Below are 16,169 nucleotides of genomic sequence, written 5' to 3' on the forward strand. Positions count from 1 at the left end.
CTGCGGGCCGCGCTTGACTTCGCTTTGCACTGAGCAAGAGTGTCGGTTCACCTGTTCCGGGGGATCGGCCCGAATGCGGTTCTGGTTGCGCGCGTCTGCCGTGATGCTGGCCTTGTCGGGCAGCGCTTCCGCCTTCGCGCAGCAGCAGCCGCCCGAGCATCGCAGCGAATGGCCCGGCCTTGTCTCCGGCGACGACGGCATCGACGGGATGGAGAGCGGACCGGAGCTGCAGCGCGGCCGTGAACCCGGTGCCATGCTCGCCGACCAGCGACGGCTGAGCGCGGCGCTTGCCGGCCTTCAGCCCGAACGCAAGGGCGTGGTCGACGCCTATGTCCTGAGCGTCGCGCTCGACAGCGATCCGGTGTTCTCCCGCGAGGCGCGCGAGAGCGGCCGGGTGCTCACCCGCCGTTTTGATGCTGACGGTCGGACGCTGGTGCTCGCCGGGCCCGACGGCCGCGGCGGCGCGCCCCTCCCCGCCGGCAGCCTGACGTCGCTGACGCTCGCGCTGGCCCGTGTCGCCGAGTTGATGGACCATCGCCAGGACGTGCTGGTCCTGTACGTCACCGCGCACGGCGCCCCCGATGCAGGTATCGCCTATCACGATGGCGACCAGGGCTTCGGCGTGCTGCCGCCGAAGCGGCTCGCCGAGCTGCTCGACGGACTCGGCATCCGCAACCGGCTGCTGCTGATTTCCGCCTGCTACTCCGGCGCGTTCGTGAAACGGCTGATGAGCGACACCACCGCGATTCTCACCGCCGCGTCGGCGACCCGCAGTTCGTTCGGCTGCCGCGCGGAAAATGACTGGACCTTCTTCGGCGATGCGCTGGTCAACCACGCGCTGCGCAAGCCCCAGCCGCTGGCCGACGCCGCCGCCGAGGCGCGCAAGACGATCATCGGCTGGGAACGCGAGGGGCGGCTCGACCCGTCGATGCCGCAGGTGACGATCGGGGACGCCGTGGGAAGCTGGCTCGCGCCGCTGGAGGCACGAATGCCGAAGCAAGCGACGGCACCGGTGGGCGCGCCGGCGACGGACGCGCTGCAGCCCTGAGCCTGATCCTCCCTCCCGCAAGCGGCAGGGGGATGCAGGAAGAGCGGAACTCCCCCCGCCCTCGCCGGTTGGCGGCGCATGTCCGAATCCCAGAGCCCGCTCCAGCGCTATCCGCTGCTCGCCACGCCGCATGTCCGGTTGCAGGGCAATGTCGACGACGCGATGTACCAGAAATTCCGCGAGCAGCTGCTCGGTGCAGCCGGCGACGGCCCGTTGGTGGTGTCGCTCTCCACGCTCGGCGGCGACCCGGAGGTCGCCCGGCTGATGGCCGACGAACTGCGCCTGCTGCGCGAGGCGACGGGCCGCGAGCTGCTGTTCCTCGGCAAGGTCGCCGTCTATTCGGCCGGCGCGACCTTCATGTCGGGCTTTCCGGCCGACAAGCGCTTCCTTACCCGCGGAACCCGGCTGATGCTGCACGAGCGGCAGATGCATTCGAGCATAGACCTTTCCGGCCCGCTGCGCGCCCTGCCCGCGATCCTCAAGGCCAAGCTCAACGAAATCGAGCACTCGATCGCAATCGAGGAAGAAGGGTTTCGCGCCCTTGTCGCCGGATCGCGAGTCGATTTCGAGGAACTGCGCCGCCGCGCGCCCTATAACTGGTATATCGAGGCCGAGGAGGCCCGCGATCTGGGGCTCGTGCTGGACGTGATCTGAGCGCCCCAGTCCAAAGGACACTTGCGCTGCGCCCGCGAAAGGCATAGCCCGCGCCGCAAAACCGACGCGTCGCGCCGAAGCGAAAGAGGAAGTTTCAGGAATGGCCGAATTCCGCCTGCCCAAGAACAGCCGCATTACCAAGGGCCAGGAGCACAAGGCGAGCCCCGAAGCCACGCGGGTCAAGAAGTTCAAGATCTACCGCTACGATCCGGATTCGGGCGAGAACCCGCGCTACGACACGTTCGAGGTGGACCTCGACGATTGCGGCCCGATGGTTCTCGACGCGCTGATCAAGATCAAGGGCGAGCAGGACTCGTCGCTTACGTTCCGTCGCTCCTGCCGCGAAGGCATTTGCGGTTCCTGCTCGATGAACATCGGCGGCAAGAACGGCCTCGCCTGCACCACCGCGATCGAGGACGTGAAGGGCGAGGTGCAGATCACCCCGCTGCCGCACATGGACGTGATCAAGGACCTGGTCCCCGATTTCACGCACTTCTATGCGCAGTACGCCTCGATCAAGCCGTGGCTGCAGACCGTGACCACCACGCCTTCGGGCAAGGAGCGCCTGCAGAGCCCCAAGGATCGCGAGAAGCTGGACGGCCTCTACGAGTGCATCCTGTGCGCCTGCTGCTCGACCTCGTGCCCGAGCTACTGGTGGAACAGCGACAAGTTCCTCGGCCCGGCGATCCTGCTCCAGGCCTATCGCTGGCTTGCCGATTCGCGCGACGAGATGACCGGCGAGCGGCTCGACCAGCTCGAGGATCCGTTCCGCCTGTATCGCTGCCACACGATCATGAACTGCGCGAACGCCTGCCCGAAGGGCCTCAGCCCCGCCAAGGCGATCGCCGAAGTGAAGAAGCTGGCGGCCGAGCGCGTGCTTTGATCGCCCGGCACCACCCTTCGCTCTGACACGATGATCACGAGCCGCCTGGCCCACCGGCCGGGCGGCTCGTTCCTTTTGGTGACCTGTTTCCATGACCCGCGTTCTCGATCGTTACCGCGCCCTCGTCTCCGCCGGCGAGCTTCGCCCCGATCGCGAGCAGGAGGCCGCCGCTTCCCGCCTTGATGCGCTGGCGCAGGAGCTCCAGGCCGCGCCGCGCAAGGGCAGCGTGCTGTGGAAGCTCACTGGCCGCAAGCCGGCGGTGCCGCGCGGACTGTACCTGTGGGGCGATGTCGGCCGCGGCAAGTCGATGCTGATGGACCTGTTCTTCGACAGCCTCGACATCCGCCGGAAGCGGCGCGTCCATTTCCACGAATTCATGATCGAAGTGCACGAGCGGCTGAACGTCGAGCGGCAGAAGGATACCGCCGATCCGGTGGTCGCCGTCGCCGATGCGCTGGCCAGCGACACGCGGCTGCTCGCGTTCGACGAGCTGGTGGTGAACAACCCGCCCGACGCGATGATCCTGTCGCGCCTGTTCATCGCGATGATGGCGCATGGACTCACCGTGGTTGCGACGTCGAACCGGCCGCCCAAGGACCTCTACAAGGACGGGCTCAACCGCCAGCTGTTCCTGCCGTTCATCGACCTGATCGGCGAGCGCATGGACGTGCTCGCACTCAACGGCCCGGTCGATTACCGCCGCGACCGGCTGGGCAGCGTCGATACCTGGCTGGTGCCCAATGGTCCCGAATCGACCGCGACGCTCTCCGCGGCATTCTTCCGGCTGACCGACTATCCCGTGGAAGACCGCGCGCGCGTGCCCACCTGCCAGGTGCCGATTCCCGGCGGGCGCGAGATTCTGGTGCCCAAATGCGTCAAGGGCGTCGCCGTCTTCTCGTTCAAGCGGCTGTGCGGCGAAGCGCGCGGGGCGCCCGACTATCTGGCCATCGCGCGGCGCTTCCACACCGTGATCCTCGTCGGCATCCCCAAGCTGGGGCCGGAAAATCGCAACGAGGCCGCGCGTTTCGTGACGCTGGTCGATGCGCTGTACGAGCATAAGGTAAAGCTGCTCGCCGCGGCCGATGCCGCGCCCGAGCATCTCTACGAAAGCGGCGACGGCCGGTTCGAGTTCGAGCGTACCGTCTCACGCCTGCTCGAGATGCAGTCGGACGATTATCTCGCCAAGGGTCATGGAGCGGATTGATCAGACCACGTTGTAAGTCCATTCTCCCGTTTCTAAAATGACAATGGGCTCCGGGATTTACCGGAGGAACAGGGAGAAGATGATGCGGCGGTTACGCCTCCTCGCGGCCATGGGTCTTGCGTGTCTTGGACTATCTTCGGCCTGGGCGCAGCCGGTGCTCGTCGCCGCGGACCTGCGCCAGCAGCAGAGCCTGGACGGCCCCTGGCACTGGTCGATCGATCCCTATCGCGATGGCCTGGCCGGTTTCCATGGCGAGCCGCCCAATGCCCGGACCAATCGCGCCGCCGACGTGATCGCCGCCGAGGTGATGCAGGCCAAGCCGCGCACCTTCTTCGAACAAGACATGCAGCTCTCCCCGGTGGTCAGCCTGCCGGGCTCCTGGATCGGCCATTCGCCCGAGATGCGGCTGTACCAGGGCCTTGTCTGGTACCAGCGCGCGTTCCCCGCTACCGCACCCAAGCCGGGCAACCGCGTGTTCCTGCGCATCGGCGCGGCGGAATACCGCTCCTATGTCTATCTCAACGGCAAGCCGCTGGGCGAACATCGCGGCGGCTATACGCCCTTCGCCTTCGAGGTGACCAAGCTGCTGCGGCCGGGCCGCAACCAGATCACCATCGGCGTCGATTCGGTACGCACGGCCAACGACGTGCCGCCGCCCGTGACGGATTGGGAAACCTATGGCGGCATCACGCGCAGCATCACGCTCGTCACGGTGCCCGACACCTATGTCGACGACGCCTTCGTTCGGCTGACGCCGGACGGCGCCCGCATCGCCATATCGGTGCAGCTCGAAGGGCCGAAGGCGGCGAACAGCGCGGTGAAGTTCCGCATTCCCGCGCTCGGCGCAACGCTGGACGGCAAGACCGACGACGCGGGCAAATGGGACGCGACGCTGCCGGTGCCGCGCACGCTGGTCCGCTGGTCGCCCGAGAACCCGAAGCTGTACGATATCGCCATCGACGCCGGCGCGGATCATTTTGCCGACCGCATGGGCTTCCGCACCATCGCGGTGAAGGGCACCGACATCCTGCTCAACGGCAAGCCGATCTTCCTGCGGGGCATCTCGATGCACGAGGAAGAGCTGGGGACGAACCCGGTGCGCGCGATGACGCCTGCCGCCGCCCGCGCGCTGCTCGGCGAGATCAAATACGGCCTGCACGGCAATTTCGTGCGACTGGCCCACTATCCGCACAGCGAACGGACCACCCGCCTCGCCGACGAGATGGGCCTGCTCGTGTGGAGCGAGGTGCCCCTCTACTGGCTGGTCAACTGGAACAACCCGGACACGCTGGCCGATGCGCGGCGAATCCTGTCCGAGAACATCCACCGCGACCGCAACCGCGCCGCCATTGTGCTGTGGAGCGTCGCCAACGAAACGCCGACCAACGATGCGCGCAACGCCTTCCTGCGCACGATGATCGGGGACGTTCGCAGCCTGGATTCCAGCCGCCTCGTGACCGCGGCGCTGCTGAGCGGCCGCGAGGGCAACAAGATCATGAAGATCGACGATCCGCTTGCCGCCGATCTCGATGTCATGGCGATCAACACCTATAACGGCTGGTACACCGACGATGCGCTGGAGGATCTCGCCAGCCAGGAATGGCGCGGGCCAGCGAACAAGCCGCTCATCTTCTCCGAATTCGGCGCGGACGCGCGCGCCGGCTATCACGATCCGGTGGCGAGCCCGCACAAGTTCAGCGAGGAATATCAGGCGGACTATTACCGCGCGACGCTCGCCATGGCCGCCAAGGTGCCGTTCCTGCGGGGGATGAGCCCCTGGATCCTGAAGGACTTCCGCTCGCCGCGGCGCCAGCACCCGATCTATCAGCAGGGCTGGAACCGCAAGGGCCTGATCTCCGAAACCGGCCAGCACAAGCTCGCCTTCGACGTCCTCGCCGGCGACTATACCCGGCGCGAGGCGGCCGACACGGCGAAGCAATAGGCCGCGCCGCCCCCTTCCCGCTTGCGGGAGGCGGGCGCCGCTGGCGGAGCCGCCCCTATCCCTCGATCACATGCGGCACGAACCGCGCGGCGTTGCCGGTAATCAGCCCGTCCTCGCGGATCCCCATGCCGACCGGCACGCCATCCACCACCCATGCCCCGATCACCGGGTACCCGGCGCCGAAGTCCCGCAGGGGATGGAAGCGCTGGTAGATCCACCCCTGTTCGTAATATTCGCCATCGGTCTCGGCGACGACCTGCTCGCCCCAGCGGATCGACACGTTCGCGCCCTCCCGCCCGAACAGCGGTTTGGCGACCTGGTCGCCGCCGATCGGCCGCGCGCCGGCCTCCAGCAGATTGGGATGGCCGGGAAACAGCTCCCACAGGATCGGCAGGATCGCCTTGTTGCTCCACAGCGTCTTCCAGATCGGTTCGATCCAGCGCGTCGTGCCCAGGCTCTCGACCAGCATGGGGGCGAAATCCTCCGCGAGCAGCCATTCCCAGGGGTAGAGATGGAAGATTGTCTCGATCACGCGATCGGTGCCGTCGACGAAGCGATGCGCACCATGATCCCAGCCGATCGCCGCCATCTCCACCGGTAGCGTCACCAGACCGGCCGCCTCGGCGGTGTCGCGCAGATAGGCGACGGTCACGCTGTCCTCGCCCGCCGCATCGGCCATGTGCGCGAAATGGACCAGCGAACCGCCCAGCAGCGGCGCGATCGCCCGCCATTGGGCCACCAGCGCGTCGTGGAGCCCGTTATACTGGTCGAGCGCCGGGAACACCGCCTGCTTCCAATCCCACTGGATCACCGCTGCCTCGAGCAGGCTGGTAGGGGTGTCGCAGTTGAACTCGAACAGCTTGGGCGGCCCGTCGCCGCTATAGCCGAGATCGAACCGCCCGAAATTGAGCGCGGGCGGTTCGGCCTCCCAGGCCGCCGCCACCGCATCCCAGGCGGCGCGCGGGACGCCGAGCTCGCCCAGACGACCTGCGGCAAGGATATGTTCGCCCGCCTCCAGATACAGCCGGTAGAGCTCGGCGCTCGCTGCCTCGATCTCCGCGACGTCGGCGGCGGTGAAGACGTAGCAGGCGCTTTCATCCCAATAGGGCCTGCCGTCCAGGCTGTGCCATACCAGCCCCAAGGACTCGACCTGCGCCTGCCAGCCGGCGCGCGGTGCCACGGTGGTGCGCCGCATCAGCCGCCCTTGCTGCCGAAGACACCGCCGATCTTGCCGAACCCGCCGCGCGTCACGCCCGCCGCCGTGCCATAGCGCACCCCGGCTGCCGGCTGGAACGATCCGCCCCGCGCCGCTTCACCGATCGCCGGCACGCTTGCGCCCTTCCCGGCATAGTAGAAATGCCCGCCGCCATGGCCACCGCCGCCGCCACAATTCGCATCCGCGATGCGGCGCCCCGCGCCATCGGTGCAATAGCGGACAGGCTGGTTGGCGACCTTGCTGCCGCCACATCCCGTCGCGAGCAATGCCATGGACGTTGCCACCGTAATCCGCAGTCGAGTGAAATCGGGTGAGTTGCGCATCCTGCCCCCAGACACCGCGAAGCACCCCATGCTCCGCAGGTCCGACCATTTTATCGCAGCTGCCCCCGCCTGTCCCGCAAAACCGAAACCCCGCAGCAATCCGGGCAAAATGCGCCCTATTGCTCCTGCGAACGAATTGCAAAGATATTCCTGCGCCTATACCGAATCCCGGGTTGCAGCCTCGCTATTATGGGCCTATCCCGCCCTCGCTTTCGCGGCGCACGTAAACGCGACCGCTTTGCTTGGAACCAACCAAGGAGATTCCATGGCCCGCAAGAAGATCGCGCTGATCGGCTCCGGCATGATTGGCGGTACGCTCGCGCACCTCGCCGCCATCAAGGAACTGGGCGACATCGTCCTTTTCGACATCGCTGAGGGTACGCCGCAGGGCAAGGCGCTCGACATCGCGCAGTCCGGTCCGGTCGAAGGCTTCGACGCCAACCTCAAGGGTGCCAACAGCTACGAGGACATCGCGGGCGCCGACGTCTGCATCGTCACCGCCGGCATCCCGCGCAAGCCGGGCATGAGCCGCGACGACCTGCTCAAGACCAATCTCGGCGTGATGAAGGCCGTGGGCGAAGGCATCGCCGCGCATGCCCCCGACGCATTCGTGATCTGCATCACCAACCCGCTCGACGCGATGGTGTGGGCACTCCGTGAGTTCTCAGGGCTCCCGCACCAGAAGGTCGTCGGCATGGCCGGCGTGCTCGATTCGGCACGCTTCCGCCACTTCCTCGCCGAAGAGTTCAACGTCTCGGTCGAGGACGTCACCGCCTTCGTGCTGGGCGGCCACGGCGATACCATGGTGCCGGTGATCGAATATTCGACCGTCGCCGGCATCCCGGTGCCCGACCTGATCAAGATGGGCTGGTCCACCCAGGAGCGCATCGACGCGATCGTCGCCCGCACCCGTTCGGGCGGCGGCGAGATCGTCGCGCTGCTCAAGACCGGCTCGGCCTTCTACGCTCCGGCGACCAGCGCGATCGCGATGGCCGAGAGCTATCTGAAGGACAAGAAGCGCCTGCTTCCCTGCGCCGCGCACCTCACCGGCCAGTACGGCGTCGATAACATGTATGTCGGCGTGCCGATCGTGATCGGCAAGGACGGCGTCGAGCGCATCGTCGAGATCGAGCTGAACCCCACGGCGAAGCAGAATTTCGACGTCTCGGTCGACGCGGTCAAGGAACTGGTCGCGGCATGCAAGTCGATCGAATCCTCGCTCGCCTGATCCTGCCCGCGCTCATGGCGGTGCCGGGCGTCGCTTCCGCACAGGAAGCGATCGCCACGGCACCGGCCGAGCCGGTGGCGCTGTTCCGTGCCGTGTGCATGGGCGGCAGCGCCCGGCTCACGCGCGGCACGGCCGAACCGGCGACCTATGCGATGCTGCCGCTGCCCGCGCAGCGCGCCATCGGCATCAGCGCCGCGCCGGATGCGACCGCACCCGATGCGTTGAAGACACCCGCGCCGGACGCGGCGGCGGTGCCGAACAGCGTCTACCGCATCGCCGGCGGCAATACCTATCTGTTCGTACCCAAGGCCGGCACCGCGTCCGGCAAGATCGCCGAATCCTGCATGGTCCTGTGGATCGGCAGCGGTGACGATTATCTCGCGGCCCGCAAGATCGTGCTGCCGAGCGAGGAAAAGGTGCCGCTCTATGCGCGTCCCGAATCCAAGCCCGACCGCGCGACCATAACGGCCGCTTCGTTCGGCACGACGCAATACGCGCTCGCCACGTTCGGCGGCTGGATTGCGCTGCGCTCCTACACCCCTCCTCCCAGCGACCCGGAAAAGGCGAACTGAATGAGCATCCTCGTCGACAAGAACACCAAGGTCATCGTCCAGGGGATGACCGGTGCCACCGGCACGTTCCACACCGAGCAGGCGCTTGCCTATGGCACGCAGATGGTCGGCGGCGTCACCCCCGGCAAGGGCGGCAGCACGCATATCGGCCTGCCCGTGTACGACACGGTCGCCGAAGCCAAGGACAAGACCGGCGCCGACGCCAGCGTGATCTACGTGCCGCCCCCCTTCGCGGCGGACTCGATCCTCGAGGCGATCGACGCCGAGATCCCGCTGATCGTCGCGATCACCGAAGGCATTCCGGTGCTCGACATGGTCAAGGTGAAGCGCGCGCTCTCCGGCTCCAAGTCGCGCCTGATCGGCCCGAACTGCCCGGGCGTGCTGACGCCGGGCGAGTGCAAGATCGGCATCATGCCGGGCTCGATCTTCTCCAAGGGCTCGGTGGGCGTCGTGTCGCGCTCGGGCACCCTCACCTATGAGGCGGTGTTCCAGACCACCAATGCGGGCCTGGGCCAGACTACGGCCGTCGGCATCGGCGGCGATCCGGTCAACGGCACCAACTTCATCGACGTGCTCGAGCTGTTCCTGGCCGACGAGGCCACCCAGTCGATCATCATGATCGGCGAGATCGGCGGCTCGGCCGAAGAAGAAGCGGCCCAGTTCCTGATCGACGAGGCCAAGCGTGGCCGCAAGAAGCCGATGGCCGGCTTCATCGCGGGTCGCACCGCGCCGCCGGGCCGCCGCATGGGCCATGCCGGCGCGATCGTCTCGGGCGGCCAGGGCGGCGCCGAAGACAAGATCGCGGCGATGGAAGCCGCTGGCATCCGCGTCTCCCCCAGCCCCTCGCTGCTCGGCGAGACGCTGCTGGAAGCGCTGAAGGGCTGAACTGCAACGGTAGCGCTCCTATATTAGGTGGGGATGGGAGCGCTAACACGAACGGAAGCATGATCATGGGCTATGAAGGCCTCGACTTCGACGACATCGCCGGCGGCGTGAGCCCCGGCTTCGTCGAGACCCTGTACCGGCGCTACAAGAGCGATCCGGCCTCTGTCGAACCGAGCTGGCGTGCCTGGTTCGAGGGTCTCGAATCCACGGCCTCCGGCCCCAGCTGGCAGCGCGCCAATTGGCCGCTGACCGAAACCGACGCGCTCACGGCCGGGCTCGACCCCACCCAGATGGAGCCCGCGCCGAAGCCCGCCAAGGGCGGCGCCCCGGCCAAGCCGGCCGCCCCCGCCGCCTCGACGGCGGACGTGACCAAGGCCGCGGAAGATTCGATCCGCGCGATGATGCTGATCCGCACCTACCGGGTGCGCGGCCATCTCGCCGCCAATCTCGATCCGCTGGGCCTCGCCCGCCAGAACCTGCCCGCCGACCTGACGCCGGAATATCACGGCTTCTCGGGCGCCGATCTCGATCGTCCGATCTATCTCGGCGGCGCGCTCGGCCTGCAGCACGGCACGGTGCGCGAGATCGTCGCGATCCTCCAGGCCAATTACTGCGGTAATGTCGGCCTTGAGTACATGCACATCGCGGACGTGGAGGAGCGCCGCTTCCTCCAGGACCGGATGGAAGGCAAGGACAAGGAGATCAACTTCACGCCGGACGGCAAGAAGGCGATCCTGTCCAAGGTGATCGAAGCCGAGCAGTGGGAAAAATTCCTCGGCAAGAAATATGTCGGCACCAAGCGGTTCGGCCTCGACGGCGGCGAATCGATGATCCCGGCGATGGAAGCGATCATCAAGTATGGCGGCCAGCAGGGCGTCCGCGAGATCGTGTACGGCATGGCCCATCGCGGCCGCCTGAACATGCTCGCCAACGTCATGGAAAAGCCGTTCCGGGTGATCTTCCATGAGTTCGGCGGCGGTTCGGCCAATCCGGACGACGTCGCCGGTTCGGGCGACGTGAAGTACCATCTCGGCACCTCCACCGATCGCCAGTTCGACGGCATCAGCGTCCATATGTCGCTGGTCGCCAACCCGTCGCACCTCGAGGCGGCCGATCCGGTCGTGCTCGGCAAGGCGCGCGCGCTGCAGACGATCCGCGGCGATCTGGAAAAGCACGAGCAGGTACTGCCGGTGCTGATCCATGGCGACGCGGCCTTCGCCGGCCAGGGCATCGTGTGGGAGACGCTCGGCTTCTCCGGCATCCGCGGCTACAACACCGGCGGCTGCATCCACTTCGTCATCAACAACCAGGTCGGCTTCACGACGAGCCCGCAGTTCGCGCGCTCCTCGCCCTATCCGTCGGACGTCGCCAAGGGCGTCCAGGCGCCGATCCTGCACGTCAACGGCGACGATCCCGAAGCCGTGACCTTCGCCTGCAAGGTGGCGATCGAGTTCCGCCAGGAATTCCACCGCGACATCGTGATCGACATGTGGTGCTATCGCCGCTTCGGCCACAATGAGGGCGACGAGCCCGGCTTCACCCAGCCGCTGATGTACCAGAAGATCCGCCAGCACCCCGGTGTGAGCAGCATCTATGGCCAGAAGCTGATCGCCGAGGGCGTGGTCGACCAGGGCTTCATCGACGAGAAGACCAAAGAGTTCACCACGCTGCTCGAAGGCGAGTTCGAGGCGGGCAAGACCTATCTGCCGAACAAGGCGGACTGGTTCGCCGGCCGCTGGTCGGGCCTGGGCGCGCCGTCGGACGGCGAAGGCTCGCGGCGCAATGTCGAGACCGGCATCGAGAAGAAGCTGTTCGACAGCCTCGGCCGCACGCTGACCACGGTCCCCGAGGATCTCGAGATCCACAAGACCCTCGGCCGCGTGCTCGACGCCAAGCGCGAGATGTTCAAGTCGGGCACCAATTTCGACTGGGCGACCGGCGAGGCACTGGCCTTCGGCTCGCTGCTCTCGGAAGGTTATGCGGTGCGTCTGTCCGGCCAGGATTCGGGCCGCGGCACCTTCTCGCAGCGCCACGCCGTCTGGGTCGACCAGAAGACCGAGGCCAAGTACGTGCCCCTGACGACGGTGCCGCACGGCAGCTTCGAGGTGCTGGACTCGCCGCTCAGCGAATATGGCGTGCTCGGCTTCGAATATGGCTATGCGCTGGCGGATCCGAAGGCGCTGGTGCTGTGGGAAGCGCAGTTCGGCGATTTCGTGAACGGCGCGCAGATCATGATCGACCAGTTCATCGCGTCGGGCGAGTCCAAGTGGCTCCGCGCCAACGGCCTGGTGATGCTGCTGCCGCACGGCTATGAAGGCCAGGGCCCCGAGCACAGCTCGGCGCGCCCGGAGCGCTTCCTCCAGCTCTGCGCGCAGGACAACATGCAGGTGGTGAACATCACCACGCCGGCGAACTATTTCCACCTGCTGCGCCGGCAGATGCACCGCAACTTCCGCAAGCCGCTGATCCAGATGACGCCGAAGTCGCTGCTCCGCCACAAGATGGCGGTGTCGAGCGCCGAGGAGTTCCTGGGCGACAGCCACTTCAAGCGCATCCTGTCGGACCCGAAGGCACCGGCGGATACCGAGGTGAAGCGCCTGGTGCTCTGCACCGGCAAGGTCGCCTACGACCTGATGGAAGCGCGCGATGCAGCGGGCGACCAGAACACCGCGATCGTCCGGATCGAGCAGCTCTACCCGTTCCCGGGCGAGCCGCTGACCGAGCGGCTGAAGCGCATGACCAACCTCGAAGAGGTGGTGTGGGCCCAGGAAGAGCCGAAGAACAACGGCTACTGGTTCTTCGTCGAGCCGCTGATCGAGCAGTGCCTGATCGACGCCGGCGGCAAGATCCAGCGTCCGCGCTATGCCGGTCGCGCCGCGGCGGCCTCGCCCGCCACCGGCCTGATGAAGCGCCACACCGCAGAGCAGGGCGCGCTCGTTGCCGACGCGCTCGGCCATAATGTCCGCGAAGAAATCCGCCGCACCCGGAAAGGTTGAGAATGGCCACCGAAGTCAAAGTCCCCGTACTGGGCGAATCGATCACCGAAGCCACCGTCGGTGAATGGCTGAAGAATCCGGGCGATCCCGTCCGCGTCGACGAGCCGATCGCCAGCCTCGAGACCGACAAGGTCTCGGTCGAAGTCCCGTCGCCGGTCGCCGGCGTGATGGGCGAGCAGATCGTCAAGGTCGGCGATACCGTCGAAGTGGGCGCGGTGATCGCGATCATCGCGGGTGAAGGTGCCGCGGCCGCTCCGGCTGCAGCCCCCGCCGCTGCGGCGCCGGCTGCTACCCCGGCGCCCGCCGCTGCCCCGGCCCCGTCGGCCGATGCCGCCGCGCTGTCGCCGTCGGTGCGCCGTGCGGTGCTCGAGACCGGCGTCGATCCCTCGACCGTGCAGGGCACCGGCAAGGACGGCCGCCTGACCAAGGACGACGTGATCGCCGCCGCCAGCAGCAAGCCTGCCGCTGCCGCGCCGGCCGCTGCGCCCGCCCCGGCCGCTGCCCCGGCAGCGACCGGCGGTCGCAAGGAAGAGCGCGTGCGGATGACCCGCCTGCGCCAGACCGTCGCCAAGCGCCTCAAGGAAGCGCAGAACACCGCCGCCATGCTCACCACGTTCAACGACGTGGACATGACCGCGGTGATCGAGGCGCGCGCCAAGTACAAGGACCTGTTCGAGAAGAAGCACGGCGTCCGCCTCGGCTTCATGGGCTTCTTCGTGAAGGCCGCGTGCATGGCGCTGAAGGACATCCCCGGCGTCAACGGCTCGATCGAGGGCGACGAGATCGTCTATCACGATTATTGCGACGTCTCGGTCGCGGTCTCGGCCCCGCAGGGTCTGGTCGTGCCGGTGATCCGCGATGCGCAGGACCTGTCGGTCGCGGGCATCGAGCGCACGATTGGCGACTTCGGCAAGCGCGCCAAGGACGGCACGCTCAAGATGGACGAGATGAAGGGCGGTACCTTCACCATCTCCAACGGCGGTGTGTTCGGCTCGCTGATGTCGACCCCGATCATCAACCCGCCGCAGTCGGCCGTGCTCGGCCTGCACCGCATCGAGGACCGTCCGGTCGTCCGTAACGGCCAGGTCGTCGTCCGCCCGATGATGTACCTCGCGCTCAGCTACGACCACCGCCTGGTCGACGGCCGCGAGGCGGTGACCTTCCTCGTCGCGATCAAGAACGCGATCGAGGATCCGACCCGCCTGCTGATCGACCTCTGATACACTTTGTGCCCCTGCGAAAGCAGGGGCACAGGGTTGGGAAATACATCGCTTGTGGCCCTGGGCTCCTGCTTCCGCAGGAGCACGGAACCAAGGAGAAGCCCGACGAAATCCGGCTGCGTGTACATCATGGCGAACCAGCGCAACGGCACGATCTATGTCGGATCGACCAGCGACCTGCCCGCCCGAGCGTACCAGCATCGCACCGGCATGATCGAGGGCTTCACCAAGGACAAGGGCTGCAAGCACCTCGTCTGGTACGAGGCGCATGAGGATCTGGACGGGGCGCGGCTTCGCGAACGCCAGATGAAGAAATGGAAGCGGGCGTGGAAGATCGAGCTGATCGAACGCGACAACCCGCAATGGAAGGATTTGTACGGGACGCTCTTCGGCTGAGCAGCGCGATGGCGCCGGATCGAAGAACGTCCCTAGCAACCCTGGGCTCCTGCGTTCGCAGGAGCACTGTTATGGCTGGACCCGCCCGTTCCCCTGCGAAAGCAGGGGCCCAGAGCCCCGGGCGACACGGCCGATAGTTTAAGCGCCCGCACGCGCACGCATGGAGCGGAAAATGGCTGAATATGATTTCGACGTCCTGATCATCGGTTCCGGCCCCGGCGGCTATGTCGCGGCGATCCGCGCGGCGCAGCTGGGCCTCAAGACCGGCTGCGTCGAGAGCCGCGAGACGCTGGGCGGCACCTGCCTCAACGTCGGCTGCATCCCCTCCAAGACGCTGCTCAACGCCTCCGAGCTGTTCTACGAGGCCGCCTCGGGCGCGCTCGCCAAGCACGGCGTCAAGCTCGGCTCGGTCGAACTCGACCTGCCGACGATGATGGCCGACAAGGACAAGGCCGTGAAGGGCCTGACCGGCGGCATCGAATTCCTGTTCAAGAAGAACAAGGTCGAGTGGGTGAAGGGCCTCGGCACCTTCATCGACGCGCACACCGTGCAGGTGGGCGAGCGCACCGTCACCGCCAAGAACATCGTCATCGCCACCGGTTCGTCGGTCACCCCGCTGCCGGGCGTGACGGTCGACCAGAAGGTCGTCGTCGACTCGACCGGCGCGATCGCGCTGGAGAAGGTGCCGGCGAACATGGTCGTGATCGGCGGCGGCGTGATCGGGCTCGAGCTCGGCTCGGTCTGGCAGCGCCTCGGCGCCAAGGTGACCGTGGTCGAATATCTCGACCAGCTGCTCCCCGGCATGGACGGCGAGGTCCGCAAGGAGGCCGCCAAGATCTTCAAGAAGCAGGGCATGGAGATCAAGCTCTCCACCAAGGTGACCGGCGTCGTCGTCAACGGCGACAAGGCCAGCGTCACGATCGAGCCCGCCGCCGGCGGTGCCGCCGAGACGCTGGAAGCCGATGTCGTGCTGGTCGCGATCGGCCGCCGTCCGAACACCGAGGGCCTGGGCCTCGACAAGATCGGCCTCGCCACCAACCAGCGCGGCCAGATCGAGACCGATCACAGCTTCCGCACCGCGGTCGACGGCGTGTGGGCGATCGGCGACGTGATCCCGGGCCCGATGCTCGCGCACAAGGCCGAGGACGAAGGCATTGCCGTCGCCGAGAACATCGCCGGCCTGACCGGCATCGTGAACCATGCGGTGATCCCGAGCGTCGTCTACACCCACCCCGAAATCGCCGGCGTCGGCCTCACCGAGGAGCAGGCGCGCGAAAAGGGCGAAGTGAAGGTCGGCAAGTTCCCGATGGCGGGCAACAGCCGCGCCAAGGCGATCGACGACACCACCGGCTGGGTGAAGGTGATCGCCGACGCCAAGACCGATCGCGTGCTCGGCGCCTGGATCATCACCGCGCCGGCCGGCACGATGATCGCCCAGGTGGCCCAGGCGATGGAGTTCGGCGCGACGTCCGAGGACATCGCTTACACCTGCCATGCCCACCCGACGCATTCCGAGGCGATCAAGGAAGCGGCGATGGGCGTGCTCGGCAAGCCGATCCACATCTGATCCGGCCCACCCGTACCAACGCAAGCGCCGCCGGT

The 16,169-nt window shown here is 67.0% G+C and carries 14 protein-coding genes; 12 read left to right on the forward strand and 2 right to left on the reverse strand.

The genetic code is table 11. The features are described 5' to 3' along the window. The first annotated feature begins 73 nt into the window (after window positions 1-73). From A7X12_RS04140 to A7X12_RS04160, 5 genes are all read left to right on the forward strand, one after another. Window positions 74-1,048 carry a C13 family peptidase gene (locus A7X12_RS04140; RefSeq protein WP_064310382.1) on the forward strand — a complete coding sequence of 325 codons (975 nt, stop codon included), beginning with the start codon at window positions 74-76 and terminating at the stop codon, window positions 1,046-1,048. A 78-nt stretch (window positions 1,049-1,126) separates the two neighbouring features. Then, window positions 1,127-1,702, forward strand: a complete 576-nt coding sequence (locus tag A7X12_RS04145) for an ATP-dependent Clp protease proteolytic subunit (RefSeq protein ID WP_064310383.1) — start codon at window positions 1,127-1,129, stop codon at window positions 1,700-1,702. Window positions 1,703-1,802: 100 nt separating this feature from the next. Continuing rightward, complete coding sequence (locus A7X12_RS04150) at window positions 1,803-2,585, forward strand: succinate dehydrogenase iron-sulfur subunit (RefSeq protein ID WP_064310384.1); 783 nt, start codon at window positions 1,803-1,805, stop codon at window positions 2,583-2,585. 91 nt (window positions 2,586-2,676) lie between these two features. Beyond that, entirely contained in the window at window positions 2,677-3,789 is a 1,113-nt protein-coding gene (gene zapE / locus A7X12_RS04155) for a cell division protein ZapE (protein WP_064310385.1), read from the forward strand. Between the two features lie 82 nt (window positions 3,790-3,871). Then, entirely contained in the window at window positions 3,872-5,731 is a 1,860-nt protein-coding gene (locus tag A7X12_RS04160; RefSeq protein ID WP_232318354.1) for a glycoside hydrolase family 2 protein, read from the forward strand. 55 nt (window positions 5,732-5,786) lie between these two features. Here the strand turns inward: A7X12_RS04160 and A7X12_RS04165 are convergent, their stop codons facing one another. Then, window positions 5,787-6,926 carry a glutathionylspermidine synthase family protein gene (locus tag A7X12_RS04165; RefSeq protein ID WP_064310386.1) on the reverse strand — a complete coding sequence of 380 codons (1,140 nt, stop codon included), beginning with the start codon at window positions 6,924-6,926 and terminating at the stop codon, window positions 5,787-5,789. Beyond that, the gene (locus A7X12_RS04170; protein ID WP_232318355.1) at window positions 6,926-7,219 is read right to left on the reverse strand and encodes a hypothetical protein; all 294 of its coding nucleotides are present in this window, start codon (window positions 7,217-7,219) and stop codon (window positions 6,926-6,928) included. The genes A7X12_RS04165 and A7X12_RS04170 overlap by 1 nt, the downstream gene beginning before the upstream one ends. Before the next feature lie 316 nt (window positions 7,220-7,535). On the opposite strand from A7X12_RS04170, the gene mdh reads away from it, so the two are divergent. The 7 genes from mdh to lpdA all read left to right on the forward strand — a co-directional run bounded on the left by mdh (window position 7,536) and on the right by lpdA (window position 16,134). Beyond that, window positions 7,536-8,498, forward strand: coding sequence for a malate dehydrogenase (mdh, locus tag A7X12_RS04175; RefSeq protein WP_064310388.1), 963 nt, complete (start codon window positions 7,536-7,538; stop codon window positions 8,496-8,498). Further along, the gene (locus A7X12_RS04180) at window positions 8,468-9,070 is read left to right on the forward strand and encodes a hypothetical protein (RefSeq protein ID WP_064310389.1); all 603 of its coding nucleotides are present in this window, start codon (window positions 8,468-8,470) and stop codon (window positions 9,068-9,070) included. The genes mdh and A7X12_RS04180 overlap by 31 nt, the downstream gene beginning before the upstream one ends. After that, a complete protein-coding gene (sucD, locus tag A7X12_RS04185; protein WP_064310390.1) occupies window positions 9,071-9,955 on the forward strand; it encodes a succinate--CoA ligase subunit alpha in 885 nt (294 codons plus the stop codon). It begins immediately after the preceding gene. A gap of 65 nt (window positions 9,956-10,020) precedes the next feature. Next, complete coding sequence (locus A7X12_RS04190; protein ID WP_198161904.1) at window positions 10,021-12,951, forward strand: 2-oxoglutarate dehydrogenase E1 component; 2,931 nt, start codon at window positions 10,021-10,023, stop codon at window positions 12,949-12,951. 2 nt (window positions 12,952-12,953) lie between these two features. Further along, window positions 12,954-14,171, forward strand: a complete 1,218-nt coding sequence (gene odhB, locus A7X12_RS04195; protein WP_064310392.1) for a 2-oxoglutarate dehydrogenase complex dihydrolipoyllysine-residue succinyltransferase — start codon at window positions 12,954-12,956, stop codon at window positions 14,169-14,171. Window positions 14,172-14,291: 120 nt separating this feature from the next. Next, window positions 14,292-14,567 (forward strand): GIY-YIG nuclease family protein, encoded by a 276-nt coding sequence (locus tag A7X12_RS04200; protein WP_269747799.1) that lies wholly within the window; start codon window positions 14,292-14,294, stop codon window positions 14,565-14,567. A gap of 172 nt (window positions 14,568-14,739) precedes the next feature. After that, window positions 14,740-16,134: a dihydrolipoyl dehydrogenase gene (lpdA, locus tag A7X12_RS04205; RefSeq protein WP_064310394.1), complete on the forward strand. Its 1,395-nt coding sequence runs from the start codon at window positions 14,740-14,742 to the stop codon at window positions 16,132-16,134. Window positions 16,135-16,169 lie beyond the last annotated feature (35 nt).

The organism is Sphingomonas sp. TDK1 (assembly GCF_001650735.1).
Taxonomy (GTDB): domain Bacteria; phylum Pseudomonadota; class Alphaproteobacteria; order Sphingomonadales; family Sphingomonadaceae; genus Sphingomonas.

Bases quoted from the DNA above. Each gene is read 5' to 3' on its own strand.
- A7X12_RS04150 (WP_064310384.1), top strand. From the start codon at position 1,803: ATGGCCGAATTCCGCCTGCCCAAGAACAGCCGCATTACCAAGGGCCAG.
- A7X12_RS04180 (WP_064310389.1), top strand. From the start codon at position 8,468: ATGCAAGTCGATCGAATCCTCGCTCGCCTGATCCTGCCCGCGCTCATG.
- zapE (WP_064310385.1), top strand. From the start codon at position 2,677: ATGACCCGCGTTCTCGATCGTTACCGCGCCCTCGTCTCCGCCGGCGAG.
- A7X12_RS04190 (WP_198161904.1), top strand. From the start codon at position 10,021: ATGGGCTATGAAGGCCTCGACTTCGACGACATCGCCGGCGGCGTGAGC.
- lpdA (WP_064310394.1), top strand. From the start codon at position 14,740: ATGGCTGAATATGATTTCGACGTCCTGATCATCGGTTCCGGCCCCGGC.
- mdh (WP_064310388.1), top strand. From the start codon at position 7,536: ATGGCCCGCAAGAAGATCGCGCTGATCGGCTCCGGCATGATTGGCGGT.
- A7X12_RS04140 (WP_064310382.1), top strand. From the start codon at position 74: ATGCGGTTCTGGTTGCGCGCGTCTGCCGTGATGCTGGCCTTGTCGGGC.
- A7X12_RS04165 (WP_064310386.1), bottom strand. From the start codon at position 6,926: ATGCGGCGCACCACCGTGGCACCGCGCGCCGGCTGGCAGGCGCAGGTC.
- sucD (WP_064310390.1), top strand. From the start codon at position 9,071: ATGAGCATCCTCGTCGACAAGAACACCAAGGTCATCGTCCAGGGGATG.
- odhB (WP_064310392.1), top strand. From the start codon at position 12,954: ATGGCCACCGAAGTCAAAGTCCCCGTACTGGGCGAATCGATCACCGAA.
- A7X12_RS04160 (WP_232318354.1), top strand. From the start codon at position 3,872: ATGCGGCGGTTACGCCTCCTCGCGGCCATGGGTCTTGCGTGTCTTGGA.
- A7X12_RS04145 (WP_064310383.1), top strand. From the start codon at position 1,127: ATGTCCGAATCCCAGAGCCCGCTCCAGCGCTATCCGCTGCTCGCCACG.
- A7X12_RS04170 (WP_232318355.1), bottom strand. From the start codon at position 7,219: ATGGCATTGCTCGCGACGGGATGTGGCGGCAGCAAGGTCGCCAACCAG.